At 64.4% G+C, this 25079-nt stretch carries 20 protein-coding genes; all 20 read right to left on the minus strand.

Going from position 1 to position 25079, the window contains the following annotated elements:
- Positions 1 to 11: 11 nt before the first annotated feature.
- Positions 12 to 1445 (minus strand): sigma-54 dependent transcriptional regulator, encoded by a 1434-nt coding sequence (locus ACSVDO_RS08635; RefSeq protein WP_332538409.1) that lies wholly within the window; start codon positions 1443 to 1445, stop codon positions 12 to 14.
- A 42-nt stretch (positions 1446 to 1487) separates the two neighbouring features.
- A complete protein-coding gene (locus tag ACSVDO_RS08640) occupies positions 1488 to 3353 on the minus strand; it encodes a TadE/TadG family type IV pilus assembly protein (RefSeq protein WP_489595906.1) in 1866 nt (621 codons plus the stop codon).
- Positions 3354 to 3377: 24 nt separating this feature from the next.
- Positions 3378 to 3875 (minus strand): TadE/TadG family type IV pilus assembly protein, encoded by a 498-nt coding sequence (locus tag ACSVDO_RS08645; RefSeq protein WP_489595908.1) that lies wholly within the window; start codon positions 3873 to 3875, stop codon positions 3378 to 3380.
- Entirely contained in the window at positions 3872 to 4309 is a 438-nt protein-coding gene (locus ACSVDO_RS08650; RefSeq protein ID WP_489595910.1) for a TadE/TadG family type IV pilus assembly protein, read from the minus strand. The genes ACSVDO_RS08645 and ACSVDO_RS08650 overlap by 4 nt, the downstream gene beginning before the upstream one ends.
- A 114-nt stretch (positions 4310 to 4423) precedes the next feature.
- Positions 4424 to 4774, minus strand: a complete 351-nt coding sequence (locus ACSVDO_RS08655) for a DUF3613 domain-containing protein (RefSeq protein ID WP_489595911.1) — start codon at positions 4772 to 4774, stop codon at positions 4424 to 4426.
- Positions 4775 to 4783: 9 nt separating this feature from the next.
- Positions 4784 to 5722 carry a tetratricopeptide repeat protein gene (locus ACSVDO_RS08660; protein ID WP_489595913.1) on the minus strand — a complete coding sequence of 313 codons (939 nt, stop codon included), beginning with the start codon at positions 5720 to 5722 and terminating at the stop codon, positions 4784 to 4786.
- Between the two features lie 3 nt (positions 5723 to 5725).
- Entirely contained in the window at positions 5726 to 6718 is a 993-nt protein-coding gene (locus tag ACSVDO_RS08665) for a type II secretion system F family protein (protein ID WP_489595914.1), read from the minus strand.
- 69 nt (positions 6719 to 6787) lie between these two features.
- Positions 6788 to 7765, minus strand: coding sequence for a type II secretion system F family protein (locus ACSVDO_RS08670; protein ID WP_489595915.1), 978 nt, complete (start codon positions 7763 to 7765; stop codon positions 6788 to 6790).
- Positions 7762 to 9081 carry a TadA family conjugal transfer-associated ATPase gene (locus ACSVDO_RS08675; RefSeq protein ID WP_489595917.1) on the minus strand — a complete coding sequence of 440 codons (1320 nt, stop codon included), beginning with the start codon at positions 9079 to 9081 and terminating at the stop codon, positions 7762 to 7764. Before ACSVDO_RS08675 ends, ACSVDO_RS08670 begins: the two co-directional genes overlap by 4 nt.
- A 7-nt stretch (positions 9082 to 9088) precedes the next feature.
- Positions 9089 to 10540, minus strand: a complete 1452-nt coding sequence (locus ACSVDO_RS08680) for a CpaE/TadZ family protein (RefSeq protein WP_489595919.1) — start codon at positions 10538 to 10540, stop codon at positions 9089 to 9091.
- Between the two features lie 4 nt (positions 10541 to 10544).
- The gene (locus ACSVDO_RS08685; protein WP_332538961.1) at positions 10545 to 11933 is read right to left on the minus strand and encodes a type II and III secretion system protein family protein; all 1389 of its coding nucleotides are present in this window, start codon (positions 11931 to 11933) and stop codon (positions 10545 to 10547) included.
- Positions 11934 to 11996: 63 nt separating this feature from the next.
- Positions 11997 to 13016, minus strand: coding sequence for a Flp pilus assembly protein CpaB (cpaB, locus tag ACSVDO_RS08690; RefSeq protein ID WP_489595921.1), 1020 nt, complete (start codon positions 13014 to 13016; stop codon positions 11997 to 11999).
- A gap of 148 nt (positions 13017 to 13164) precedes the next feature.
- Complete coding sequence (locus tag ACSVDO_RS08695; RefSeq protein ID WP_489595922.1) at positions 13165 to 13737, minus strand: A24 family peptidase; 573 nt, start codon at positions 13735 to 13737, stop codon at positions 13165 to 13167.
- Positions 13738 to 13753: 16 nt separating this feature from the next.
- Entirely contained in the window at positions 13754 to 13927 is a 174-nt protein-coding gene (locus tag ACSVDO_RS08700; RefSeq protein WP_332538956.1) for a Flp family type IVb pilin, read from the minus strand.
- Between the two features lie 91 nt (positions 13928 to 14018).
- A complete protein-coding gene (locus ACSVDO_RS08705) occupies positions 14019 to 15656 on the minus strand; it encodes a TolC family protein (protein WP_489595924.1) in 1638 nt (545 codons plus the stop codon).
- Positions 15656 to 16993: an HlyD family type I secretion periplasmic adaptor subunit gene (locus ACSVDO_RS08710; RefSeq protein ID WP_489595926.1), complete on the minus strand. Its 1338-nt coding sequence runs from the start codon at positions 16991 to 16993 to the stop codon at positions 15656 to 15658. Before ACSVDO_RS08710 ends, ACSVDO_RS08705 begins: the two co-directional genes overlap by 1 nt.
- Positions 16994 to 16995: 2 nt before the next feature.
- A complete protein-coding gene (locus ACSVDO_RS08715; RefSeq protein WP_442881527.1) occupies positions 16996 to 18828 on the minus strand; it encodes a peptidase domain-containing ABC transporter in 1833 nt (610 codons plus the stop codon).
- A gap of 769 nt (positions 18829 to 19597) precedes the next feature.
- The gene (locus ACSVDO_RS08720; RefSeq protein WP_489595928.1) at positions 19598 to 20608 is read right to left on the minus strand and encodes a hypothetical protein; all 1011 of its coding nucleotides are present in this window, start codon (positions 20606 to 20608) and stop codon (positions 19598 to 19600) included.
- A 41-nt stretch (positions 20609 to 20649) separates the two neighbouring features.
- Positions 20650 to 21180 carry an OmpA family protein gene (locus ACSVDO_RS08725; protein WP_332538950.1) on the minus strand — a complete coding sequence of 177 codons (531 nt, stop codon included), beginning with the start codon at positions 21178 to 21180 and terminating at the stop codon, positions 20650 to 20652.
- 70 nt (positions 21181 to 21250) lie between these two features.
- Positions 21251 to 24763, minus strand: coding sequence for a hypothetical protein (locus ACSVDO_RS08730; protein WP_489595930.1), 3513 nt, complete (start codon positions 24761 to 24763; stop codon positions 21251 to 21253).
- Between the last annotated feature and the right edge of the window lie 316 nt (positions 24764 to 25079).

The following is a 25079-nucleotide window of genomic DNA, read 5'->3' on the forward strand; positions in this document are numbered from 1 at the left end:
CGGCGGCGGCGTCACTTCTCGCTGTCGTCTTCGGCATCCGCAGGGATGCCGACGGCCAGCGGAACTTCGGGCTCACCGTTGCTGATCTGGTACTTGCGCATCTTTTCCCACAGCACCTTGCGGCTGATGCCCAGCTGGTCGGCCGTGGGCTGGCGTTTCCAGTCGTTGGCCCCCAGCGCGGCGATGATGCGGTTGCGCTCTTCCTGGTCCCAGTTGGCGCGACTGGCGGGCAACGCTTCGCTGGCGCCGGTCTGCAGCGGAAACGTAACGGCCGACAGGCTTTGCGCCTGGCGCAGGATGCGCTCGGTCGCACCGCCCGCGAGCCAGTCGCCGGTCTGGCGCGCGGCGACGCCTATGCGCTCGGTCAGGTTGCGCAGTTCGCGCACATTGCCCGGAAAGTACATTTGCGCGACCGCGTCGAGAATGAAGAATGGCGGCTCGCCCAGCTTGGTCATCATTTCCTCGCCGACCACCTTGTGCAGGATGCTGGAGAAGATGGCGAGCTTGTCGGCTTCGCCGCGCTCTTCGAGGCTGGGCATCTGCAGCTCGATCACCGCGAGTCGAAAGAACAGATCGGCGCGAAAGCGGCCCGCGTGCACCTGTTCGCGCAAAGGCTTGTTGGTTGCGGCCACCAACCTGAAATCCAGCCGCACCGGCGTGGCCGAGCCCAGCCGCGTGACCGTGCGCTCCTCGAGCACGCGCAGCAGCTTGACCTGCTGGTAGAGCGGCAGATCGGCAATCTCGTCGAGGAACAGCGTGCCGCCGCTGGCCTGCTCGAAAAAGCCCTTGTGCGCGGTCACGGCGCCGGTGAACGAACCCTTCGCATGGCCGAAGAACAGCGATTCGAACAGCCCGTCGGGGATGGCTCCGCAGTTGACGACGACAAACGGCCCCTGGCCGTAATGGGTGTTGCGCACATGCAGGCGTTCGGCGATGCGCTCCTTGCCGGTGCCGGTCTCGCCGCTGATGAGCACGCTGTGCTCGCAATCGGCAAAGGTGTCGGCGTCGTTGAGCAGGCTCAGCATGCACTCGGCGACCGCAATGATGTCGTCTGAGCGCTGGGGCTGGCTGTGCGAACTCTGCAGGCGCTGCAGGATGCGTGCCAGCATCGCGCGCAACTCCGCGCCCGTGAAGTCGAACGGCAGCACATGCGAGTACTCGGTCGCATAGCTGCCCGCGGTCGCGCCGCGCAGATTCGAGCTGACCCACAGCACGGGCATGCCGCCGAACGTGCCCTCGACATGGTTGCGGCTGAAACGCGCGCCTTCGAGCATGGACACGCTCACCACCGCAATCGCGTTCTGGCCGGCGGTCGAGGCCGGAGCCATGTTCAGGCCGTCGGCACGCACGACCTCCACGTCCATGCTGAGCATGCAACGCTCCACCCGCTCCGCGATATCGGCTTGGCCTTCCCAGACGTAGATGACCAATTCTCCCTGATTCACTGTGCGGTTCCTTGATGTTGAATGGTTGGTTGATGAATCGATTCAATTCACCAGTTGCGCCGGATTGCAGTCTGTCCAAAGCAGTTCTACATCGGCGTAGCCGATCTGCAGTCCCAATGTTTTCAACAGGGGGCCCAGCAAAGAATCAAGCAAGATGAAAATCGGATTCAGCAATGTGGAAAGCAGGGATACGACCACGCCGACGATTATGGAAAGACTGTTGACCAGGGCATCAACGATGACCGATAAATAATCGAGATCGATTCCAAGAAGCGTCAGGCCACTCGTGTCCAGTCGAAATTGCAATAGATTATTGCTCAATGCATTTCCGAGCGCAGCGCCCAGTTTTGTTTCCGATCCAACAGTCTTTATCAGATTCTGTTCGGAACGAGGTTCTTCCGTTGAATAACTGAAGTCAAGAGCTGATTTAGGGTTGTCTATGGAAAGATCCAGCTTGGCCATCAATTTCACGGGTGCCACCAGAATTGGCAGCCCAAGCAAAGTCACTCTGACGTTGATGTCAAGGAGGTTGAAATAATCCTTGGACAAGCCTCCCCACGCAGTAGTGGTGTTGGTCATTGCATCAGGTATTTTTCCAAGGAATATATGTGCTACCCCGGGTTTTGCCAGAATGGTGGTTTTGTGGGTGTTGGCAGCGTAAAAGTGGCACGAAATGCTTTCCAGCTCGCCATCGGCGGAAGCCACCTCCACATAAATCGGAAGATTGATCGCGCTGCTGGACGGCAGCGATGCCTGCAGACGCAGCAGGAACAGGAGGTTGAGATCGAGCAGATTACCCGAGGACGTCAGAGCATTGAGGGCTTGTAGATCGATCTTTGTGCGAACCTGGCCAGTATGTGCTCTCGTTATGTATTGCCCGCTGCCATCCTTCCCCGCCGGGCCGGTGGCGATGACGGGCGGTTCTATGATCTTCACCGCCACGGTGGTCTTTGCCAGCACGCCCAGATCAAGCGTGGTCTGCAGTGCAGCCGCAGAGTTCGCATTGGCGATCTGCAATGCCGTGGTCAGGATGCTCAGCGCGCTCACATCGGCATTCAGCGCGGAAGAGGGCAGGTTCTGATAGATCCCCAGGTCCACCAGGCCTTTTTGGCTGCCGTCCTTGAGCAGGTTGATGAATGTATTGTTCAGATTCAGCGTTGCGGGAAGCGCAAGCAGATTGCCCAGGGCATTGATGGCAATGTCGGCGGTTGCCTGATCCTGGATGTTTTCCGCCACCTGGATGCTGGCTTGCAAAAGCTGTTCCAGACTGACCGTGGTGTTGAGCAGTTCCGCATAGTTGCCTGCATTGACCTGCAAGGCATTCATCAGTCCCAGAAGATTGACATTGGTGTTTGCAAGACCGGTGTAGTCGGCAAGGCTCAGATTGACGCTGGTGCCAAGCAGCAGTGTAAGAAGACTGTTAAGCGCGCCGTCGTTCAACCTTGCAACTCCGGAGCCTATGGAGAAAGAGGCGATCGAATCACTGGCGATGGCCGCGGTGGCCGTGGCGCCAACTGTTCTGTTTCCTGTGAATGGAACCAGCTGCAGGCTCTCGCCGGACAGCGTGACGCGGGCGGCGTTGAATGGGCTGACCGAAACGAAACCTGCCGCTTTTGTCCATTGGCCGCATTCGATCTTGTCGAGAGTGTTTCCTGTTGTCGTAATGCCCAGCGGCCATTGGGCATCTATGCTTTGTTTTCCGGAGTTTTTCGCATCGTTGCAGGTGGTCGCGATCTTGATGGCGTTTGCGGACTCGAGGGCGGCCATATCGGCGATGCGTTGCAAATCGCGCTTTGCATAATACATGTAGCCAATCTGAATCGTACCAAGTATCGCGATGAGAACCAGAACCAGCAGAGCGAATTGAACCAGTATGGAACCATTCTGCAGCGGGGGATTGCGGGACATGTGGTACGTCATGCTGCCTGTCCTTCAAGTCGTGGAAGGGAAGTGGACCACGATGTGATCCTTGATGTTCAGGCTGGTCGGCTCTTTCAGAAAACTATTGCTGCCTATGAATGATGGAAGTTGGTAGCTGACGTCGAAGCTGAAACTCTCCGTTCCGGTATTGGAGCATTTCCACAATTTGTTTGAAATGCTGAACTTTTCCGCGGCCAGTCCACTGTGCGTCAGTTGACTTTTGATGATGTTTTCGATGCGCGTTTCAATGCTGGCCTTGTTGGTGGCCGCATTGGTCACGACGCAGGGGGCTGTACCTGTTATGACCAGCGTATGTGCGGCCCGCGCACCGTCGCCTGCCGCTCGCGTCAATATCTGGTTGGCCTGAAAATACTGCCACCACACCATAAGGCCCAGAAGCAAAGTCGTCATGAGAATGGCAAGCAGCGCGAATTCAATGGCTGCAACGCCATGCTGTCTGTGGCGCGCCGCGACCGCATTGGCCAAGCGATGGGGCCGTGGAGTTTTCACAGCAACTCCCTGTCCATCAGGATGCTGGCGTTGGCCTGCAGCCTCGAAGGCAAGACCAGCCCGATGCCGGGAAAGGCAGGGGCAATGGCATGGTCCTGATAGTTGTTGATGGCGTAGGAAACCAGAATCATGCAGGGTGCGGCGGTGCTGCAGGGCAGACTGGCATTGAGCACGCTGTCCTGATTGCAGGCCGCATCGCTGACCAGGCATACGGTGAACTTGACGTTGGCGTCGGTAGGTCTGATGGCAGTCGGCAGCCAGTTCAGGCGGTCCTTGACCGCGGCGACGGTCTGCGTTTTTCTGTCGTTCCAGGTGGACGAGCTCGCGCCCACCGGATATCTCAGCGCGGCCCTGGCCCCTTCCTCCACTGCGTACTGCATGGATTCACGCACCAGGAAAGTCAGGCCGTAGCAGATGATTCCGTACAGCAGCATGAAGAATGCCGGAAAGATGAAAGCCCACTCCAGCGCATAGACACCGCGCTGACGCCTTTGCGGGGCGCCGGTTGGCTCGGAAGTGCGTGGCGGCTGCAGCATGGCGTGACGCGCTTACTTCTTCACGATTTCCAAGCCGGAACTGAAGCGCTCGGGAATGGGGTACTCGAAGCTCTTGAGATAGCGCTGGTAGCTGCGGCTGGCCTGATCGCCATCGATGGGGCGGGGGCGCACGCCGGGCGCCGCGCGCTGCAGGTCCCAGAGCTTCTGCGCGGCGCTGCCGATATCTATGCTTCTGACGCGCAAGGGCTGGGGCGGCACATTCTCCTCGGCCGGCGGCGGCGCCTGCACGGCGGCGACGCTGCGGTCGGTCTGGGCATGAACGCCGCTCGCCATTGCCATTGCCAGGGCCAGCAGCATCAGCGAAATCTGCAGGCGCGGATGGATGGTGAAATGCAAGGTCATACGGGCTCCTTATCGCGTGGGGGCAGGCGTCGGGCGGCGGTCCGCGGTGAGCGTGGCGGCATCGGCGGCGCGCGGCGCATGTTCGAGCACCACGGTCCTGATGCGGTCGGGCGCCTGCGCCACGGGCGGGGCAGTGCTTTGCGCGGCGGCGTGATTGGCCCTGTCCTGCACCGCCTGCGTGACGGCCGCGAGCTGGGCCTGCAAGGTCTGCAGCGAGGTCTCGTCTATCAGCGGCGCGGCGTTCCTGGCCGGCGGCAGGCGCAGGCGCTGCAGCAGCTGGGTGGCCTGGTCCTGGGCGCCGCTCGCGAGCCAGTAGAGCGCGAGGTTCAGTTGCACCCGCGCATTCGAGGGCGCGAGCTGCGCGGCCTGCAGGATGGGCAACGCGGCCGCGGACAGCTGGCCGTCGAGCATATGCGTGTAGGCCAGGTCGCTGAGCAGATCGGCGTCTATGGGGTTGAGCTGGCGCGCGCGCTCGAGTTGTGCAACCGCCTGGGCATAGCGTTTCTGGCCCGCATGCAACAGTCCCAGCCCGCGGTGGGCCCGCGCCTGGGTCGTGCTGTCGGTCTCTCCCAGCAGCGCGCGGTACTCGTTCTCCGCGGGCAATGCCTGACCGGTATTGCGCAGCGCATCGGCGCGCAGCAAGCGCATCTGCACGCTGGCGCCGTACTGGCGCTCGAACGCTTCGGTGTGCGCCAGCGCGGCGTACCACTGGTTGGCCTGCTGCATTTGCGTGATCAGGCCCAGATAGGTTTGCTTGGGGTCGACCTGCGTCATCTGCTCTGCCTTTTCCAACTGCTGCTGTGCCTGCTGCGCCAGGCTGGCTTCGGTGGCAGCGCCATAGCCTTGCGGCGACTTGGCCGCACAGCCCGCGAGCAGCAGCGCCGCGATCGCGCCGGCGAGCCCGGTGAGCGCGCGCTGCCCAGGCGAAAAGCGTGGCTTGTGGTTCATGGCTTATTTCCCTCCCATCGTGGACAGCGAACGGATGACGGCCGTGAAGCCTGGTCCCGCAGTGATGACGATCAGCGCGGGCAACAGCGTCAGCACCATGACGCCGGTCATCTTGACGGTGATGATTCCAATCTTTTCCTTGAAACCCGCCTGGCGCTTCTCGCGCAGCCGCAGGCTGAATTCCTTCAAAGGGTCCTGCACCGCGCCGCCATGCCGGTCGACCTGCACCAGCAGGTTGACGACGGCGCTCAGGTCATCGTCGGCGCCGATATGGGCCAGGCGCTGCAGCGACTGCTCGCGCGTGCGACCGCTCGCATAGAGCCGGTTGGCCAGGGCCAGTTCGGCGCCGATCACGCGCAGCACGCCGGTAAATTCCGTGGCGAGAATCTGCATGCTCTGGTCAATGCTCAAGCCCACGCCTTGCAGCAGCCGCAGCAGATCGACAAACAGCGGCAGTTCCTCGACCACGCATTGGCGCCGGCGGTTGGCCTTGGAGCGCACCAGCCATTTGGGCAGCATCATTCCAAAACCGAAGCCCAGGAAACCATAGAGCAGCGCGTTGTGGCCCTTGGGCTGCAACAGCATGAGCAGGAGCATGGGCAGGCACAGCGCCAGCACCACGCGGCTGATGACATAGACCAGGCCGCCGCGCGCGATCTCCATGCCGGCCAGCTCCATCAGCTTGCGGTCCTCGTCGGCGAACAGCGCCTTGGACAGACCGGACTGCAGCCAGGCCGGTGGCCTGAGGCTGTTGGCGACCGATTGCGCCATCGCGGCTTCGGCCTTTTCATTGCCGGGTGTCGAATGCGCAGGGGTTCCGGGCATGAGAAACGGCTGCAGCGCCGCCGCGCTGGCTTCGCGCGCGTGCAGCACCTCGCCGACCAGCGCCGCCGCGCGCGCCGACCGGCGCAGCTGCCAGACCATTGCCCCGGCGAGCAGCAGCACGGCGAGTGCGGCGAATGCCAGGCTGGCAATCCATAGTTGTTGCGCAGTCATGGCTGCTCCTTGCGCCAGGCGCGCAGCGGTCGTGCAGGGAGATGGGAGGCCCGGTACATGGCGATGGTCCTAGCGCAGCCTTGCGAGGCGGTACAGCAGAAACGAGCCGAAGACCTGCAGCGCCGCGGCAACGAGAATCATCTTCTGGCCCATGGCATCGTTCCACATGCGCATGAAGTAGCCCTGGTTGAGCAGCATGATCATGGTCCCGACCACGATCGGCAGCAGCGCGAGAATCCAGGCCGACATCCGCACTTCGGCGGACATGGAGTGCAATTCCCGTTCGGCCGATTGCCGGTCGCGGATGTAGCTCGAGACGCGCTCGAGCACCATGTCGGCGCGGCCGCCATAGCGCGTGGTCATGCGAAACACCGCGGCCAGCAGGCCGAACTCCGGCACGCCCCAGGTGCGTTCGAGCTGCGCCATGGCCTGGCCCAGGTCGGGCGAGACGTTCAGCGAGGCCGAGGCATGCTGCAGCGCCGTTCCCAGCGGCGGCGGCACATTGCTGCTGGCGAACTGGAAGGCCGCATGCAGCGAGTTGCCGATGGACAGCAGCCGCACCATGTTGTCGAGAAAGCTGGGCAGCTGCGTGAGCATCTTTGCGCGGCGCCGATTCAGGCGCAGCCAGATGCCGAATATGCCCAGCAGCAGGCACAGGCCCAGCACCATCAAGCCGACAATCATCCCTCCTTGCAGCGCAGCGATCACCGCCAGCCCGAGCGCGGCCAGCGCCAGCGTGGCGAGCGCGCGCGGCGCAATGCCCCAGGCCTTGTAGCCCAGATACTCCTTGAGGCGGCGCAGGCTCTCGTGCCGGGAGGGCGCCTGTGCCGGCGCTGGCATTGGCATCGGCGACACCAAAGCGCTGGGCAGATTCAGCGCTTCGCCGGCCTGCAGTTCACGTCGTATGTCGAGACCGCGGCGCAGCGTGCTCTGGATGGACTGCTGCGCCTGCTTGCGGCGCGCGCTCGCGAACAGCCACAGCGCCAGCGCCAGCAGCACGCAGGCCAGCGCGCACAGAACAAGAACGGCGGGGGCCAGGGCCGTCATCGTTCGCTCCCATGTTGCTGCTGCTGCGAGCGCCACCAGCTCAGCAGCTTGGGAGAATGCGGCGAAATGCCCATGGACACCCAGTGATCGAGTTCCTGGCCGTCGGCGCCCATCTGTGGCTCGTAGCGATAAAGCTCCTGCATCGAGATGACGTTGTCCGACATGCCGGTCACTTCGGTCAGCGACAGCAGGCGGCGCCGGCCGTTGGACAGGCGGCCGATCTGCACGATGAAGTCGATCGCGTTCGCGATCTGCCGGCGCAGGCTGCTTTCGCTGCCCTGGAAGCCGGCAAAGCCGGCAAGCATTTCCGCGCGGTAAAGGCACTCGCGCGGCGAGCTCGCGTGTATCGTGCCCATGGAGCCATCGTGGCCGGTGTTCATGGCCTGCAGCAGGTCCAGCACTTCGCCGCTGCGCACTTCGCCGACGATGATGCGGTCCGGCCGCATGCGCAGGCTGTTGACCAGCAGATCGCGGATGCTCACATGGCCTGTGCCGTCAAAGCTGCCGGGCCGGCTTTCGAGCCGCACCACATGGCTGTGGTTCAGCGACAGCTCCGCCGTGTCCTCGATGCTGACGATGCGCTCACGGCCGGGAATGAAGGTGGCCAGCGCGTTGAGCAGCGAAGTCTTGCCCGAGCTGGTGCCGCCGCTGATCAGGATATTGCAGCGCGACTGCACGGCCATTTCCAGAATGCGGCTGATGTCGGCATTGAAGGTGCCGAGCTTGACCAGCTCCTTGGGCGTGAGCGGGTCCTTGCGGAACTTGCGTATCGACACCGACGGCCCGTCGATGGACAGCGGCGCGATGATGACGTTGATGCGGCCGCCGTCGGGCAGCCGCGCGTCGACCATGGGACTGGATTCGTCGAGCCGCCGGCCCAGCGGCGCAAGAATCCGGCGCACGATGCGCAGCACATGTTCGTCGTCCTTGAACTGCGATGTCTCGCGCTTGAGCACGCCGCCGCGCGAGACATAGATGTCCTTGTAGCCGTTGATCAGCACGTCCTCCACGTTCGGGTCGTCGAGCAGTGGCTGCAGCGGCCCCAGGCCCGTGAGCTCGCGCGTCAACGCGCTGGCGACCAGATGGGCCTCCTGCTCGTTCACGGGCACGGCGTGCAGCCGGATGAAGCTGTCGAGCTCCAGCGACACGAACTGCGAAATCGCCGCCGGCGACCAGCGGCCGAACTCCGCGCCCAGCTCCTCGATGCGGCTCAGCAGATGGTCGTAGGCATTGTTCTTGAGATCGGCGAGCAGCGCGCTGTTCTCGAACTCGGCGGGGCTGACAGGCGCATGTGGGGAGTAAGCCGTGTTCATCATGGTGCGTTCAGTGGTGGCTGATGCGGTGCAGCAGCCGGTTGAGCGGGTTCGCAGATGCCGTTTTCGCCGGTGCCATTTCCGGGTGGTGATCCGCCAGCAGGCGATCGACCAGCTTTTCGACCACCTGCACATAGGGTTCGCGCGTTTGCTGGGGCGTGAACAGCTTTCCCTGGTTGACCACCTGGGCCAGCTCACGGCGGCGCTCGGGAAGGTGGGCCAGCAGCGGCAGCTGCAGCTGGCGCGCGATCTGTTCGGCACTCAGTTCCAGGCCCGTGTCATGCCGGCTGATGATCAGTTGGCGGCGGTTGCGCGGGATCTGCAGCACATCGAGCTGCTGCAGCAATTCGGCGGTCCAGACCACGCTGGCCACGCTCTGGTCGCAGACCACCCAGACTTCGCTGGCCGCGGGCAGTACGTCCTTGAGCATCTGCGCGGACTCGGTCGCGCCCATGTCGAGCACGATGTGGCGGAAATAGTGGCCCAGCCGGTTGAGCAGCGCCTGGACTTCGATCGATGGCAAGGCATGGGCCTGGCGCGACAGCGTCAGCAGGCGCAAGCCGCTGGCGTGGCGTGCGAGCGCACTTTGCGCCATGCGCCTGTCCAGGCGGCGCTGCTGGCTGACCGCGTCGGTGAAGCCGAACTCGCCGGGCGTGTTGAGGTAAATGGCGCAGTCGCCGCCGGGAGTGCCGAGTTCTATCAGCAGGCCGGACAGCGATTCCTTGGGCGTTGCATCCGCGGTCGCCTTGTCCGGGGTTACCGGTGCCGGGCTGCCCAGGCGCAGCTGCAGATGCCAGCTCAGGTGGGCTGCGAGCAGGCTGCAGCCCAGGCCCGCGCGCGCCGAGATGATGGCAGTCTGCGGCGCCAGCGATGCATGCAGGCCTGTCGAAGGCGGATGGCTCAGCAGCTTGCGCACCACGAGCTGCGCGGTCTCTATGGACCCGTCGATATCGAGGAAGTCCTGCACGCCGGTGCGCAGCGCCGCGAGCATGCACTGGGCGTGGCGCGCCCGGCCCACGGCCAGTCGGGGAATCTGCGGGTATTGCAGCTGCAGTTGCGCGGATAGCGCGACGGCGGCTTCGATGCAGCAGGGATCGAACTGGATCAGCACTGCATACGGCTGGTGGTCCAGCACGAGGTCGGTCACGCCTTCCTGAAAGCGCGACAGATGCAGGGCCGGGCCTTTCATCACATGCTGCATCCAGGTCTGGATCAGCGCGCCTTCCGAAAACTCGGCATGCACCAGCAGCAGCGGCACTTTCGGGCTGTCCACCGCGGCCGTTGCGTCCACCTGCGGCTCGGCCGGGCGCCTGGCGGGCGGCGGCTGCAGCGGTTCGGGCCGCAGCGCTGCGGGCTCCAGCGGCGCATCGGTCTCGGGCGCGTGCGCGGCCAGCAGATCGGCAAGCGACGGTACCGGGGACTTGTCGCCTGGAGGCAAGGGGCCGAAGGGTTCTTTGCTCATGGCATCAATAGGAGAAGCCCGGCAAGGCCGAGTTGACATAGGGTGCGCCTACCAGATAAGGCGTCCAGACCTGCGCCGCATTGCGGTTCTCCGCGCCGGCCCCGGGCAGCAGCGCCTCGAGATTGGTGTTGGCGGGAAGGGGGTGGACCAGGCGCGGCGTCACGATGATCACCAGCTCGGTCTCTTCCTGCGAATAGTTGAGGTTCTTGAAGAAAGTGCCCAGGATGGGCAGGTCGCCGAGCAGCGGTACCTTGTTGATGTTGGAGATCGTGGCGCGGCTGACCAGGCCGCCGATGACGAAGCTTTCGCCGTCGGCCAGTTCGACCATGGTGTCGGCGCGGCGCGTGCGCACGGCCGGCACCGAGACGCCGCTGATGGTCAGAGCCTGGCTGTAGTCGAGGTCGCTGGCCTCGGGCGCCACTTTCAGCGCAATGCGTTCGTCGGACAGGATCGTCGGGGTGAGCTGCAGCTTGACGCCGAATTCCTTGTATTCGATCGCGATATTGCCATCGCGCGCTGGCACGGGAATGGGAATCTCGCCGCCCGCGAGAAAGCTCGCGCTCTGGCCGCTGTGCGCGACCAGCGTCGGCTTGGCGAGCACGCGCGCCAGGCCGTTGCCTTCGAGAAAGCCCAGCTGCGCGGTGATGCCCTGGCCGCTGAAAGCCTTGCCGAAGCCCAGCACCAGGTTCATCGCGGCGGCCAGCGCGTTCGTGCCGCTGCCGTCGGTGCCTGACGAAGTGCCGCTGTCACTGCCTTTGACCGTCGCGGCTCCAGGAGTGAAGACGCCAAACTGGAAACCGTGGTTGTTGCGGCCGCTGGTCAGGTTCATGCCGGCGCGGCGCAGCGCCGACTTCTTGAACTCCACGACCTGTACATCGACCTGCACGGTATTGCTGGCCACCTTGATCTCGGAGCGGTCGACCAGCAGCGCGTCCTTGGCGCCGGTGGAGCGCAGTTCGGCCAGCGCCTGCGCATGCTGGGGCAGCGCACCCAGGCGGCGCTCGAGCACCAGGCGCTGCATGCCCACGCGCACCTGCCGGGTGTAGGGTGCACCGTTGGCGGGCCAGACAACGAGCGTGGTGGTTCCCGGCGCCTTGGGCGTGAGCAGCAGTTGCGCGGCGCGTGGACCCGCGGCGCGCGCTGCGCCCAGATCGCGCAGCACTTTGACATCCAGCACCGCGGGGTCGCCAACCGCGATGCGCGCCACGGCTGCGTTCTCCTGCAGCAGATGCTGCTGGCCCACGGTCAGATCCAGCGCGGGGCCGGCATCGCCCATGCGTGATTCGTTGGGTGCAGGCGTCGACTGGGCCATGCCGTTCGAGGGGCTTGCGCACAGGGCCAGGCTGCCCAGCAGGCCCAGGACTGTCGATTGCGAAATGGTGGCGGTTTTCATGGTCTTTAACCCTGTGTGCTCGATTAAGGCCGGTGGCGTTCGTCCGCAGGCGCAGGCGGGGTCTCAATAGCTCACGGTCTGTACGGCGCTTCCCTGGTAAAGCTCCACGGACTGCTGGCGTGGCGGCGGGCTGGGGGTGGGACGCCCGGCGGTGGATTGCATGGCGGGCGGTGGGCGGCGGGTGTTTTTCGCATCCGCTCCGCTCGCCAGGTCCTTGAAGCTCAGACCCGCGTACGAGCGGTCCGCGGGCTGCAGCTGTTCGCCTTTGGGCAGGCGACCGGCCACAGGCTGCAGCACCGTGGGCAGGGCCGCGAACAGCGAGGCGTCGGGCACGCTGGCGTCGTCGGGATGGCGCAGGGCCAGGGTCAGCTGGCCGTATTTCTCGGCCAGCGTCAGGCGCTGCACATCGTCGAGCGCCACGGCAAGAACCGCGGTGTTGGCGTTGTCGCCGCGCGTGCCCTGGTTGTCGCGCGCGCCGCGGCGCACGCCGGTGGCGCCCTCTTGCTCCTGCGCCTTGCGCTGATCCGCCGTGGGCGGAGGGTTTTCCACGCTGGCTGCGCCGTAGGCAAGCACCCGGCTGCGCGCGAGCAGCAAGCGCGTCTGGGTGTCCACGGCGGCCTGATCGCTCTTGCCGTCGAGCGTGAAGAACACATCGACAAAATCGCCGGGGCGGATATGGTGGCCCGCGGCCATGGGTTCCTTGACTGCGACCGATACCGCGCGCTGGCCGTTTTCCAGCTGCAGCGCCAGACCCTGGATCAGATGCTGCTCGAACAAGGGCGTCTCGGCCGGCAGGGCCATCACAGTAGTGCGGCCCAGCACGGCGTCGGTGCTGCCGAAACTGCTGGCGACGGCCGCGGGCAGTTGCACCACCTTGACATCTTCTGCGGCCAGGCGCTGGCCCGCGGCAACTGCCTTGGCCGCGACCACTACAGCATGCTGTTCCATTTTTTCCTTGGGCGGCACAGCCGTCGCAACCGCAGCGACTGACCTGTCGGCGGGGCGGCTCAGCATCCAGGCCCCGATGGCCAGGCCAATGGCCAGAACGAGCAGCAGCCCGGCAAGAATCTTGGTGAGGTTCATGGCGTGCGGGCCCTCTTTTGTTATGGTGAAAATGCCGGGTGCACCAGGCGTTGGCGCGGCGCGGAAACTTGGCTTTCGGGGCGTGGCGGCATCAAGCCTTGGCCGGTCTCGAAAGCGAAATTCCCGTGTACGTAGTGGCGCTGCATGGCTACGCCTTCAAGTTCGGCAGCGCGGGCTCGAAGGCCAGCACCAGCCAGATGGCGGTCAGCGCCATATAGCCCGCATAGGGAACGCTGCGTTCGATCGCACGCGGCTGGCCGCTGGCTGCGGCGCGGGGCTCCGGAGCAAACAGCGCCGTCGTGGCCCGCAAAGGCAGATGCGCCTGCAGCCAGCTGCCCGTCGGCGTTGCCGCCAGCCTGCGCCGCGCGAGCACCAGCAGTCCATGAATGCCCGCCAGCAGGCTGCCGCCTATCCAGATGATCAGCAGGGAAGGCGACAAGCCGAACCACAGTCCTGCCACGGCGGCAAACTTGACGTCGCCCGCGCCCATCCAGCGCATTGCGTAGAAAGGCAGCAGCGCGGCAAATGCCACCAGCAGGCCCAGCAGCGCCTTCCAGGCCGTGACCTGGAAGGGCTGTATATCGGTTGCAAGTGCCACCAGGCCCATGCCCAGACCCAGCAAGACCATCCAGTTGCGCACCTTGCGCATGCGCAGGTCCATGACGGCTATGGCTATCAGCCACAGCAGCCAGAGGGGAATCATTAGGGAGGGGGCGAGCATGGACCATTGGTCCTCTTCAGGGGACTGCTGGCAGCTTGTTTCCAATCGCGGTAAAGAGCGTACTCAGATCACCTTCAAGTGCTGTCAACGCGGTGATGAGTCCCACTGCAATCAACCCCGCAATCAGCCCGTACTCAATGGCGGTAGCACCTTCTTCGTCATTCCAGAAGCGTTGGATGAGATTGGTCATCTTGATTCCATTCAAAAGACAGGCCCATGGATTGAAAGCGGGGAGGCGGGCGATGGGCTAGCGCTCGCTGCCGCTGTGGAAACCTATGGCATCACCATCGCAGCGCGTGGTTGATGGGAGCGTGGTCGGGCAGGGCGTGCAGACTGGCGTCGAGCCGGGTCTCGAGGCGCAGTTGCAGGCGCTGGCCCAGCAAGGCGGTGGCGTCGGTCAGTGCCGCGTCGGCATAGGCGGGCAACGGGGCCGGCGGTGTCGGGGTGCCGGGAACGTGGCTGAGCGTGGGCTGATCGAACAGCCGGTCCAGCCAATGCTCGGGCAGTTCGCGCGGCAGCAGCTGGCCGGTGGTGCGCACCAGCCGCAGTCCGTTGATGCGCTGGTCGTAAAGGGCGTCGGCCTCATCGAGCATCAGGCGCTGCATGTCCAGCTGGGCATCGAGCACCTGCGCCAGGCTGCCGCGGCCGACTTCCAGCAGCCGGCGATAGCCTTCGAAGGCCGTGCGCGCTTCGCGCACCGCATCGGTCAACTGGGCTTCGCGCTCGCGCCCGGCCTGCCAGCGGCCCCAGGCGGCCGAGGCCGCTTCCTGCACTTGGCGGCGCACGGCTTCCTGCTGCGCTTCCTGGGTCTGCAATTCGTTGATCGCCTTGAGAATGCGGTCGCGCAGCTCGAAGCCGTTGCCGAAGTTCCAGTTCAGCTCCAGACCGTAGCGCGTGCCTTCGTTGTAGATCACGCCCTTGGGGTCCTTTGTATGGGCGACGACCCCGGCCAGCGTGGGAAAGCGCTGGGCCTTGCTGCGCTCGACTTCGGCGGTCGCGCGCTCGATCAGATGGCGCGATTCGCGCAGCTCCGAGCTATGGGTTTCCGACGCCTGCAGCGCGGCCTGCTCGCTCGCGGGCATCCAGTAGTCGGGCACTGCGAGCTCGGGCAGCGGGGTGCCCGTGGGCGAGTAATTGAAATAGCGCGTGAAGCGCGCCACGGCATCCATGCGCTGCGACTGCAGCTCGTGCTGCTGGGCGAGTGCGCTGGCGCGGCGCGATGCCGCGCGGCGCAGATCGTTGCGGCCGACCGCGCCCAGCTCGGCCCGGCGCTGCTCCACATGCGCGAGCTGGCCTATGGTCTCGGCCGATTCCGCTGCGACCTGGGCCTTGCGCTCGAAGCGGTGCAGCTCAAGCAGGGCCGTCAGCGCTTCGAGCAGCACGTTCTGCCGCGCGCTGTAGAGCACGCTGTCCTGCGCGGCTTCCATTCCTTCGGCCGAGCGTATGCCCGCGCCTATCGCCCCGCCGTCGAGCAGGTTCACGCGGACTTCGGCATTGACGGCCGTATACGTTTCGCGGCGCTGGCCCTGGCCTATCGACGCATTGCCGGACGAGGTGCCGACCTTGAAGCTGGGCCAGCGCGCGTTCTTCGCCGAATTCAGGTCATGTCCCGCGGACTCGAGCGCGGCCCGCGCCTTGAGCACATCGGGGTGGGCGTCGAGCATGCCGTACACGGCTTGCAGCAACTGCTTTTGCGACTGATTGACGGCCAGCGAGCCGGGCGTGAGCTGCTGCGCGAGCTGCAGCGGCGCAGCATTCGACGGCAGGCGCGCAGTCGGTGCGGGCAGGCTGTGCGCCGCCACCAGCACGGACGCGGCCAGGCTGTCAGGCGACGACTGCGCGGCCGCGGGCCAGGCCAGCATGCAGGCGAGCAGCCCCAGCGCCGAAGATCCATGAGCGATGCGGGTGGCAGTCATCATCATGGCTCCCGGAACGCTTCGCTCTGGATATGCAGCACGGGGCGCAGCAGATACCAGATGAACGGCTCATGGCCCACCAGCAGGTCCAGTTCGGCCTGCATGCCGGTGGTGATGCGGTTGTCGGTGCGGCCCACCCAGGGTTGCAGAAGACTGGCCTGGATGCGGAAGTACGAGGGCGAATCGGGGCGGCTGGGGTCGCGGTCCGCATCGGCCGAGACCAGCCGGACTTCGCCTTCGACAAAGCCGTAGCGAAGATAGTCGTAGGCCGTGATCTTGGCCTTGGTGAGCTGTCCGACGCGCACATAACCGCGGTCCGACGGGTTCAGCCGCGCCTCGATCACGACCTCGTCCTTGTCCGGCACGATTTCGAGAATCGGCTCGCCGGGCTTGACCACCCAGCCTGCGCCCGAGCTGCGCAGACCCTTGACGATGCCGTCGGTGGGCGCGAGCACCACGGTGCGCGTGCGTTGGCTCTGGGCGCGCGACAGGTCTTCCGACAGGCTCATCAGCTCGCGTTCGGTCTGCGCCAGCTCGTCGGAAGCGCGCCGGCGAAACGCTCCCTGGGTTTCCATCAGCTTGGCCTGGGCCTGCTCGACCTTGGCGCGGTTGCTCACCAGGCTCTGCCTCGCGGCCGCAAGGTCGGCGCGCACCTGCTCGAGCGCGCGCTGCTTGTCGATGACTTCGAGCTGGCCTATGAGCTGCTCGGCTGCAAGCTGGTTGGCGATCGCGGCTTCCTGTTCGTACAGGCGCAGGCTGTTCTCCAGCCCCTGGATGCGCGCCTGGACCTGGGCCACGTCGCCGCGCGACTGGGCGAGCAAGGCCTGGGACGATGCCAGGCCGCCGCGGAATTCGAGTTCGCGCGCGCTGAATGCACCGAGTTCGGAGCGCACGATGCGCGCGTCGACTTCTGCCGGAAAATGCTTGGCATCGAGCTTGAGGCCCAGGCTCTCCGCGGACAGCCGCGTCCTGACGGCCTGGGCCGTGGCGCTGCGCGCGGTGAGCTGCTCCAGGTTGAGACTGGTGCCGCCCAGGTCGATTTCCAGGATGGGGTCGCCCTTGGCGATGGTCTGGCCTTCCTTCACATGCACCAGGGTCACGATGCCGCCTTCAAGATGCTGCACGGACTGCACGCGGTCCGAGGGAATGACCTGGCCGCTGGCGACCACCACGTTCTCGACCGGATAGAACAGGCCGACCAGAACCAGCAGCGCGAGCGCGGCGATCAGCAGCCGTTGCCGGCTCACGAGCCGCTTGCCGCGCGCAGGAGGGCTCGCGTCTGCCGCGTCTGCCTGCTGCGCGGCGCGCAGCACTTCGGGGAGTTCCTGGGGCGCGTTCATCGTTACACCGCCACCTGGGAAGTTTGCGCCGCCGCGCCGCCTGTGACCGGCGCATCGGCTACGGGGCTGGCGCTGCCAGCGCGCGCGACGCCGAACAGTTCGGGCAGCATTTTCTCGGGCGTGCCATGGTCCACCTGGCCGTCGCCGCGCACATGATAGATATGCTGGGCGAGCGAGGCCACGCGCAGCGAATGGGTCACGACGATGATGGTGTGCTTGACCGCGATCTGCCTGAGCGTCTGCAGCAGCTCGGTCTCGCTTTCGAAGTCGAGGTCGTTGCTGGGCTCGTCCAGAATCAGCACCGAGGGATTGCGCAGGAACAGCTGAGCCAGGCCCAGCTTGCGCAGCTCGCCCGCGGACAGGCCGGCGCCGCCTTCACCCAGCTCGGTCTGGTAGCCGTTGGGCAGGCGGCTGATGAAGTTGTGCGCGCCCGAAAGCCGGCAGGCGACAAAGATCCGGTTGCTGTCGGCGTCCGGGTTGACCATGCGCAGCGTGTCGATGATGGGGCCGCTGAACCAGTAGGACTGCTGGGGCAGGCAGCCCACCCAGCGTCCCAGGTCGTTGCGCGAGAACTGCGCCATGTCGTACTCGTCAATGAACAGGCTGCCTTGCGTCGGTTGGTACAGTCCCGCGAGCAGCTTGGCGAGCGTGGATTTGCCGGCGCCGTTGCGGCCCACGATGACATGGATTCCCCCCGGTCCCATCTGCAGCGAGACCTGCTCGAGCGCGACATGGCCTGAAGGGTAGTGGAAGCTCACGTTGTCGAGCCGGAAGGCGCCGCGCGGGCGCGGCGGCTCTATGGTCTGGGCCTCGGGTTCGAGCGGCTCGCGCAGCACTTCCTGCAGCCGCGCCGTGGCTTCGTTGGCGCGCGCCAGCGAGCGCCAATTGCTCGCGAGCTGGGCGATGGGGCCCAGCGCCTTGCCCGACAGCAGGTTGACAGCCATCAGGCTGCCTATGCTCATCCACTGCGCGTTGATCGCGATCGCACCTACGGTGATGACCGCAACGGAGAAAAAAGTCAGCAGTACATGGCCCGTTTCACGCGCATTTTCGATGTCGCCGTTCTTGCGAAAGCTCTCGCCCAACCAGCGGTCGTAGCCCGATTGCCAGGACTGCTTGGCGGCGGCGTCGTAGCCCAGCACCTTGAGCGTGGAGCGCGCGTTGCAGATCTCGGCCGTTCCGCGGTCGAGCAAACGCGCCTGCTCGATTTCCTCGACCCGGGAAGTGCGCACTTCATCGGCCCACCACCAGGCGAGCACGCCCAGGATCAGCATCGCCACCAGGATCACCGGCAGCACGGGCCAGGCGATGATGCCGATCACGACCAACGCGATCAGCGCCATCGGCAGATCGAGCACGGAAGCCGCGAGGCCGCCCGACACGCAGGAGCGCATGGTGCCGATATCGCGAAACAGCTGCATCCATTGGCTGGCCGAGCGTCGCTCGAGCGTGAGCAGCGGATGGCGCAGCATGCAGTTCATCAACGATTGGGAGACTTCGCGGTCTATGGTTGCCCCCGCTTCACGCAGTGCCAGCGCGCGCCGGCGGCGCAGCCAGAGCTCCAGGCAAAGAAAGCACAGAACGCCGGCGACCATGGCGGTGAGCGTGGCGATGCCGCCGCGCGAGATAACCCGGTTGTAGACCTGCAGGATGAAAATCGAGGGCAATAGGCCCAGCAGACTGATAGGCAACGACAACCATGCCGCCCGACGCAGATGACGGGACGATCTGTCAAATGAATCCCTGATGGCCGAGCTAAACCCTGAGGTCTTGCCTGTCTGCTCATCCTTGTCGGTGGCAGCCAGTAGCTGGCGGGGTAGCAGGTATTGAAGCATGGGCGGCTGGCGGTTTCTATCGGTTAATGGCGCTGGCCGTTATCTGGCTGGGTGCAAACCGGTTTTCTATGATTTTCTTTTGTTGATAGCTTTCGTTTAATTTGCTGTCATGGCGCTTTTGCGATCATCGCGTATTGATGTTAATCATGTTTTGTTTAGTGTAAAACAGTAATTAGTTGTTTTTTCAACCTGTTTTCTGAATGGGGTTTGCCGGTTCAAATCCATTGCGCGCTAAATAGTTTTTCTTTATCAATGGTTTTTTTCATTTAAATATATGCAGCGCAACTATGGCGTTTGTCCTGCATGCATAAAGGATTTGTTGCCTGTATGGCTACGGAGTGCTGGGGCACATGCGCCTGAATTGAAGTGTTTACGCTTGTTTTTTGCGATTTTTGTGCGAATTTTTTTCTTTGTTGCGCGTATAAATTCGTTTTTGATTAAATGACGCGGTGATATTTTTCGCTCCCTCAGGGCGGTTGCCGACGCTGTAGATACGGGAAAACCATGAGGTATACCCACACGATGTCCCAGAGGAATTGAATGCCCACGACGCGCCAGATACTGCGGTCTATGCGGATGCGAGAGAACGAGTAAATGAGGGTTTTTTATCTGCAGGCCGCATCACTGGTTTTGGTTAATGGAAAACCCTTGGAATACCAACATGCATATCCGGGTGGCGCAGCGGTAAATCACTCTATTGGTGCAATGTGGGCCGTCGGTCGCCATGATGGGTATCTCCGTTCGCTGAATTGCCGGAAGAAAGAAGTCTTCAAGATTCCCCATCGGAGTAGGGCAGTTTTTTGATTGCACTCAGGTTCTGCGCAAGACGTTCCATGTGCTGGATGAGATTGTTGAACGCCCCGTCCGTGTTCCGGCTGGAGATATAGCGCGTGAAAATCAACAGGCACATGGTTTGCTCTATGTAGGCAGCATCCTCGTGTGTGCGCAGGCTGTCGATGTTTTTCTCCACGCAGTGGAATGCGCGCTCGATGGCGTGGATCACATCGTCCTGGGCGAGTTCTGTTTGCGCGATATGGTGCTGCGTCAGCAGCAGCGCATGGGTCACGCAGCGGCGATCGCACCCGAAGCTGCGCGCGGCGTCGCCCTCGTGGGGCTGCTGCGCGCAGAACTGGGTCTTTGACTTGAGGGTGAATGTTCCGGGCGGGTGTGCAGGCAATGGCATGTGCTGCGCCGGCGCCACTTCAGGCAGTTGAGTGTGCACACCATCCTCGCCTATGTGCAGGCCTTGAAGGCGCAGCAGCAGATTCACCTCGGCAAGCAGCGGGAAGCTGGGGGCGGCAACGCTCTGATTCAGATGCGTTTGCGGACCGCCCTGACTCCCATTGGATGGTTCCAGCGACGGTATCAGTTCTGCATGCTCCAGATCGTCGTCCGCCACCGCCCATGCCGAGGCCGGACCCCACTGACCCAGCGCAGGCATGCGGCTGCCTATCACCACGATCTCATCGGGCCAATCGATACGAAGTTCGACCGCGCTGAGCTGGCGTGCCCAGGCCCACTGACGCACGCGCGTCGTGCCTTCGCGCCAGGCGGCCTCCAGGGTGCTTCTGCGCACGAAGAAAACGCAGTTCCGCGCGCCTTGCGCGGCCACCGTGAAAAACAGCACGCAGCACGAATAGGGCTCCGGCAGCAGCGTGATGCGCTGCGCTAGGTGCTGCAGGCTGGCGCTCAACTGAAGGGAGAGCGTGGTCCGGGCGGGCCCGGGCCGCAGGGCGCTTTGTGCGGCAAGCGCGGTGGTGGGGGGGCGTTTGGGGATCAAGGCTTTCCTCACACGCAAGCGGTCAAGGTGGCTCGATCAGTTCATCGATACTCGAATTCGACGCGGCGATTGCGCTGGTGTGCGGCATCGCTGGAGCCTGGGTCGGCCAGCTGTTCCTTGCCGTAGCTCACGGCTTCGATCCGGCGCGGCTCCACGCCCAGCAACTGCAGGCTGGAACGCACGGCCTCGGCGCGCTTGTGTCCCAGCGCGAGGTTGTATTCGATGCCGCCACGCGCGTCGGTGTGGCCTTGAAGCACCAGCGACTGCTGCGGATTGCTGCGCAGCCAGCGCGCATGGCTTTCGACAATGGACCTGTCCGTCGGCCTGACCGTGTACGAATCGAAGTCGAAATAGACAATGTGGGCGACGTTGTCCGGGCCTTTTTTCCCCTGGATCGGCTGGGCCGTGACCGGTGCCACGCGCGATTTCTCCACGGGGGCCGCCGGCGGCGGCGGCTTGCCAAAAGCATAGGTGCCTTCAACGCGCTGTGACGATGTGCCGGTGGTGGTGCTGCAAGCGGCAAGGCCCAGGGCCAGCAGCAAGGAGGCGTAGCGCGGATAGTTGTTCAACATATGAGTCCTTGCGTGCCCATGTCGCCGTCGCTTCAGTGGAGCGGCGACATGGGCGTTGGGGTGGAGCGGATCAGGCGAGCAGGTTGTTATGCAGCGACTGGGGCAGGATGGAAGCAAGGCCGCTGCCAGCTTCCGCCTGGCTGCTGATCGCCGTGGCAATCGACTGCTCCACGGAGTCGGCGCTGGCCAGGGCCTGCGAAGCGCTGGTGCCGAGCAGGCCACCGAGCAAGCCGCCGCCACCCAGCAAACCGCCGATCAGACCTTGGCTGCCCGTGAGGCCGGACAGCAATCCGCTGTCGCCGGTCACGCCGGAGAGCAGGCCACCATCGCCGCCCAGCAGGCCGCCGACCAGACCGTCTTCGCCGATCACGCCGGAAAGCAGGCCGCCATCGCCGTCCAGCAGGCCGCCGACCAGACCGTCTTCGCCGATCACGCCGGAAAGCAGGCCGCCATCGCCGCCCAGCAGGCCGCCGACCAGGCCGTCTTCACCGACCAAGCCGGAGAGCAGGCCGCCGTCGCCGCCCAGCAGGCCGCCGACCAGACCGTCTTCGCCGACCACGCCGGAAAGCAGGCCGCCATCGCCGCCCAGCAGGCCGCCGACCAGACCGTCTTCACCGACCACGCCGGAGAGCAGGCCACCATCGCCGCCCAGCAGGCCGCCGACCAGACCGTCTTCGCCGACCACGCCGGAAAGCAGGCCGCCATCGCCGCCCAGCAGGCCGCCGACCAGACCGTCTTCGCCGACCACGCCGGAAAGCAGGCCACCATCGCCGCCCAGCAGGCCGCCGACCAGACCGTCTTCACCGACCACGCCGGAGAGCAGGCCACCGTCGCCGCCCAGCAGGCCGCCGACCAGGCCGTCTTCACCGACCACGCCGGAGAGCAGGCCACCGTCGCCGCCCAGCAGGCCGCCGACCAGACCGTCTTCACCGACCACGCCGGAAAGCAGGCCACCATCGCCGCCCAGCAGGCCGCCGAGCAAGCCGTTGTCACCCAGCACGCCGGCCACGATGTCGGTCAGGCCTTGGCTTGCACCGTTCTCGGAAATGCCGGCAATCAGGTCCTGCAGCACACCGAGCACGGGCTCCAGTCCTTCGCCAGGTACTTGCGTCAGGCCATTGACCAGTTCGGTGAGCACGCCCAGAGGCCCGCCTGCGGTGTTGGTCAGTTCCTCGAGCGCTCCGGTCACGACCGACAGGGTGCCGTCCGTGGGCGACAGCAGCGCGTCGAGCAGATTGGAAACCGGCTCTGCCACCGTACCGCCGAGCAGGTTGTCGATCACATCCTGGGCCGAGGTCACTATGCCGCTGCCTTCTCCCGAGCCACCGCCGGTGCCGCCCGACAGGGTTCCCAAAAGGTCTCCGACGCCGGCCAGCAGGCCGCCTTCGGCAAGCAATCCGCCCAGCGTGCCGTTTTCGCCCAGCAGGCCTTCGACCACGCCGCCCAGCGCACCTTCACCGTTGCCGGCATCGGCGAGTCCGCTCACCAGGCCATTGAGCGTCTCGACCAGAGGGGCCAGTCCTTCACCCGGCAGCGTCGTCAGTCCGGCGACCAGCTCCGTCAACACGCCCAGGGGGCCGCCGTCGGTGTTGGTCAGGCTTTCAAGTGCGTCGGTCACTGTGGCCAGCGTGCCGTCGGTGGGGTGGGTCAGTGCGTTGATGAGGCTGGCGACGGGTTCGGCCACGGTGCCGCCCAGCAGGTTGTCGACGACTTCCTGGGCCGTGGTCACAAGACCGCTGCCTTCTCCCGATCCACCGCCTGTACCTCCCGACAGGCTCCCCAGCAGGTCGCCTACACCGGCCAGCAGGCCGCCTTCGGCGAGCAAGCCACCCAGCGCTGCGCCTTCTCCGAGAACTCCCTCGACCACATCCTGCAGCGTGCCCGCGCCATCTCCGGCGCCTGCCAGTCCACCAATCAGGCCGTTGAGCGTGTCAATGAGAGGCTCAAGGCCTTCGCCCGGCAGCGTCGCGAGCCCATCTACCAGTTCCGTGAGTACACCCAGTGGACCGCCGTCGGCGCTGGTCAGGCTTTCCAGCGCGTTGGTCACTGCCGACAGCGTGCCGTCGGTGGGGTTGATCAAGGCATTGACCAGATCCGCCACGGGCGCGGCCACCGTGCCGCCTGCGAGGCTGTCGACGATGTTCTGCGTCGATGCGATCAGGCCATCGCCGCCGCCATTGCTGCCTCCCGTGAGCAGTCCGCCCAGCAATCCACCGAGGCCGCCGGCGCCCAGCAGGCCGCCGACCACCTGATTCACCACATTCTGCAGTCCACCGCTGCCCGAACTGTCCGCCGCGCCGGCCGCCAGCCCATTGAGCGAGTCGATCAACGGAGCCAGACCTTCACCTTCGACGTTCAACAGGCCGTTTGCGAGTGTTGTCAGCGCCCCCAGTCCGCCCTGAGTGTTTGTCAGATTCTCCAGCAGTCCGGTGATGGTGCTCAGCGTGCTGCCGCCCGGGTCGACCAGCGCGTTGACCAGATCAATCACCGGCTCGGCGACAGTACCGTCCAACAGCGTATCGACAGCGGTTTGAACTTCGGTGATCAAGCCATTGCCGTCAGGGCCGTCGGTCGGATTGGTCGGATCCGTGGGGTTGGTCGGATTCGTAGGGTTGGTAGGGTCCGTCGGATCCGTGGGGTTGGTCGGATTCGTAGGATTGGTCGGGTCCGTCGGATCCGTGGGGTTGGTCGGATTCGTAGGATTGGTAGGGTCCGTTGGATCCGTGGGGTTGGTCGGATTCGTAGGATTGGTAGGGTCCGTCGGATCCGTGGGGTTGGTCGGATTCGTAGGGTTGGTAGGGTCCGTCGGATCCGTGGGGTTGGTCGGATTCGTAGGATTGGTAGGGTCCGTCGGATCCGTGGGGTTGGTCGGATTCGTCGGATTGGTAGGGTCTGTCGGATCCGTGGGGTTGGTCGGATTCGTCGGATTGGTAGGGTCTGTCGGATCCGTGGGGTTGGTCGGATTGGTGGGATCCGTAGGATTGGTTGGATTCGTTGGATCGGTAGGGTTGGTCGAGTCCGTGGGATTTGTGGAATCCGTCGGATTGGTACTATCTGTCGGGCTTGTCGTGTCCGTTGGATTGGTCGGATCGGTAGGGTTTGTCGGTTGGACCGGCGGTGGCTGGTCATCGTCATCGTCATTGTTGGAGGCGATCAGCGCGCCAGCACCCAGGCCGGCCAGGCCTGCGAGCAGAAAGTCGCCGAGCACCCAGCCACCGGCATCGGACGATTCCTTGGTCACCACAAGGCCTACGGCGTCCGACCCCACCGGGGCCACATTGACGTCCCCCGAGGCCAGATCAAGCGCCATCACGCCCGCGCCGTCGTCCGTGGGGCGCAGGCTGAGCGTGGCTTCGGTGCCGCCTGCGAACGTTCCCACCAATTGCTGGCCTTCACTGCCCGAGAACATGGCCTTTGCCGAGCCTTCGGGTGGAACGATGATCTTGTCGCCGATTTGCAGCCTGCTGCCGGCCTGCGCCGCCATGGCTTGCCCGTCGCGGATGATTTGAACGCCCGATGAGGCTTGCGAAATGACGACCGGCCCAGGCGTGGCCGCGGCCGCCACGCCCGTAGCGGGAGCCATACTGAATCCGCCAGGCTGGGAAGTGCTCAGTTGGGCGATGGCGGTGCCGGAGGGTTGTGTTGCAGAGGTCGTCATATGCTCTTTCCAGATAGGGTTGATCGTTCAATCGGTAAGCAACGTCGCGGGCCATAAAGCTCGTCTGCATGGTTTTTCGCAATATGTGTGCCAGTCGCCGCATGTCCTTTTCTGGGCTTTGAGATATTTGTAAGCTGTTGATTTAAATGATATTTTTCTTTTTCTGAACGATGTGCGAGCAAAGCGCGGACGCGTTGTGGCGCGTGTTCCGGTACGTGTTACGGCGTATGTTCCGTAACGT

It is taken from the genome of Comamonas sp. DB36, from assembly GCF_057914905.1.

Coding starts and splice junctions, on each gene's coding strand:
- ACSVDO_RS08640 (WP_489595906.1), bottom strand. CDS start 3,353: ATGTCCCGCAATCCCCCGCTGCAGAATGGTTCCATACTGGTTCAATTC.
- ACSVDO_RS08650 (WP_489595910.1), bottom strand. CDS start 4,309: ATGCTGCTGTACGGAATCATCTGCTACGGCCTGACTTTCCTGGTGCGT.
- ACSVDO_RS08655 (WP_489595911.1), bottom strand. CDS start 4,774: ATGACCTTGCATTTCACCATCCATCCGCGCCTGCAGATTTCGCTGATG.
- ACSVDO_RS08660 (WP_489595913.1), bottom strand. CDS start 5,722: ATGAACCACAAGCCACGCTTTTCGCCTGGGCAGCGCGCGCTCACCGGG.
- ACSVDO_RS08665 (WP_489595914.1), bottom strand. CDS start 6,718: ATGACTGCGCAACAACTATGGATTGCCAGCCTGGCATTCGCCGCACTC.
- ACSVDO_RS08670 (WP_489595915.1), bottom strand. CDS start 7,765: ATGACGGCCCTGGCCCCCGCCGTTCTTGTTCTGTGCGCGCTGGCCTGC.
- ACSVDO_RS08675 (WP_489595917.1), bottom strand. CDS start 9,081: ATGATGAACACGGCTTACTCCCCACATGCGCCTGTCAGCCCCGCCGAG.
- ACSVDO_RS08680 (WP_489595919.1), bottom strand. CDS start 10,540: ATGAGCAAAGAACCCTTCGGCCCCTTGCCTCCAGGCGACAAGTCCCCG.
- ACSVDO_RS08685 (WP_332538961.1), bottom strand. CDS start 11,933: ATGAAAACCGCCACCATTTCGCAATCGACAGTCCTGGGCCTGCTGGGC.
- cpaB (WP_489595921.1), bottom strand. CDS start 13,016: ATGAACCTCACCAAGATTCTTGCCGGGCTGCTGCTCGTTCTGGCCATT.
- ACSVDO_RS08695 (WP_489595922.1), bottom strand. CDS start 13,737: ATGCTCGCCCCCTCCCTAATGATTCCCCTCTGGCTGCTGTGGCTGATA.
- ACSVDO_RS08700 (WP_332538956.1), bottom strand. CDS start 13,927: ATGACCAATCTCATCCAACGCTTCTGGAATGACGAAGAAGGTGCTACC.
- ACSVDO_RS08705 (WP_489595924.1), bottom strand. CDS start 15,656: ATGATGACTGCCACCCGCATCGCTCATGGATCTTCGGCGCTGGGGCTG.
- ACSVDO_RS08710 (WP_489595926.1), bottom strand. CDS start 16,993: ATGAACGCGCCCCAGGAACTCCCCGAAGTGCTGCGCGCCGCGCAGCAG.
- ACSVDO_RS08715 (WP_442881527.1), bottom strand. CDS start 18,828: ATGCTTCAATACCTGCTACCCCGCCAGCTACTGGCTGCCACCGACAAG.
- ACSVDO_RS08725 (WP_332538950.1), bottom strand. CDS start 21,180: ATGTTGAACAACTATCCGCGCTACGCCTCCTTGCTGCTGGCCCTGGGC.
- ACSVDO_RS08730 (WP_489595930.1), bottom strand. CDS start 24,763: ATGGCTCCCGCTACGGGCGTGGCGGCCGCGGCCACGCCTGGGCCGGTC.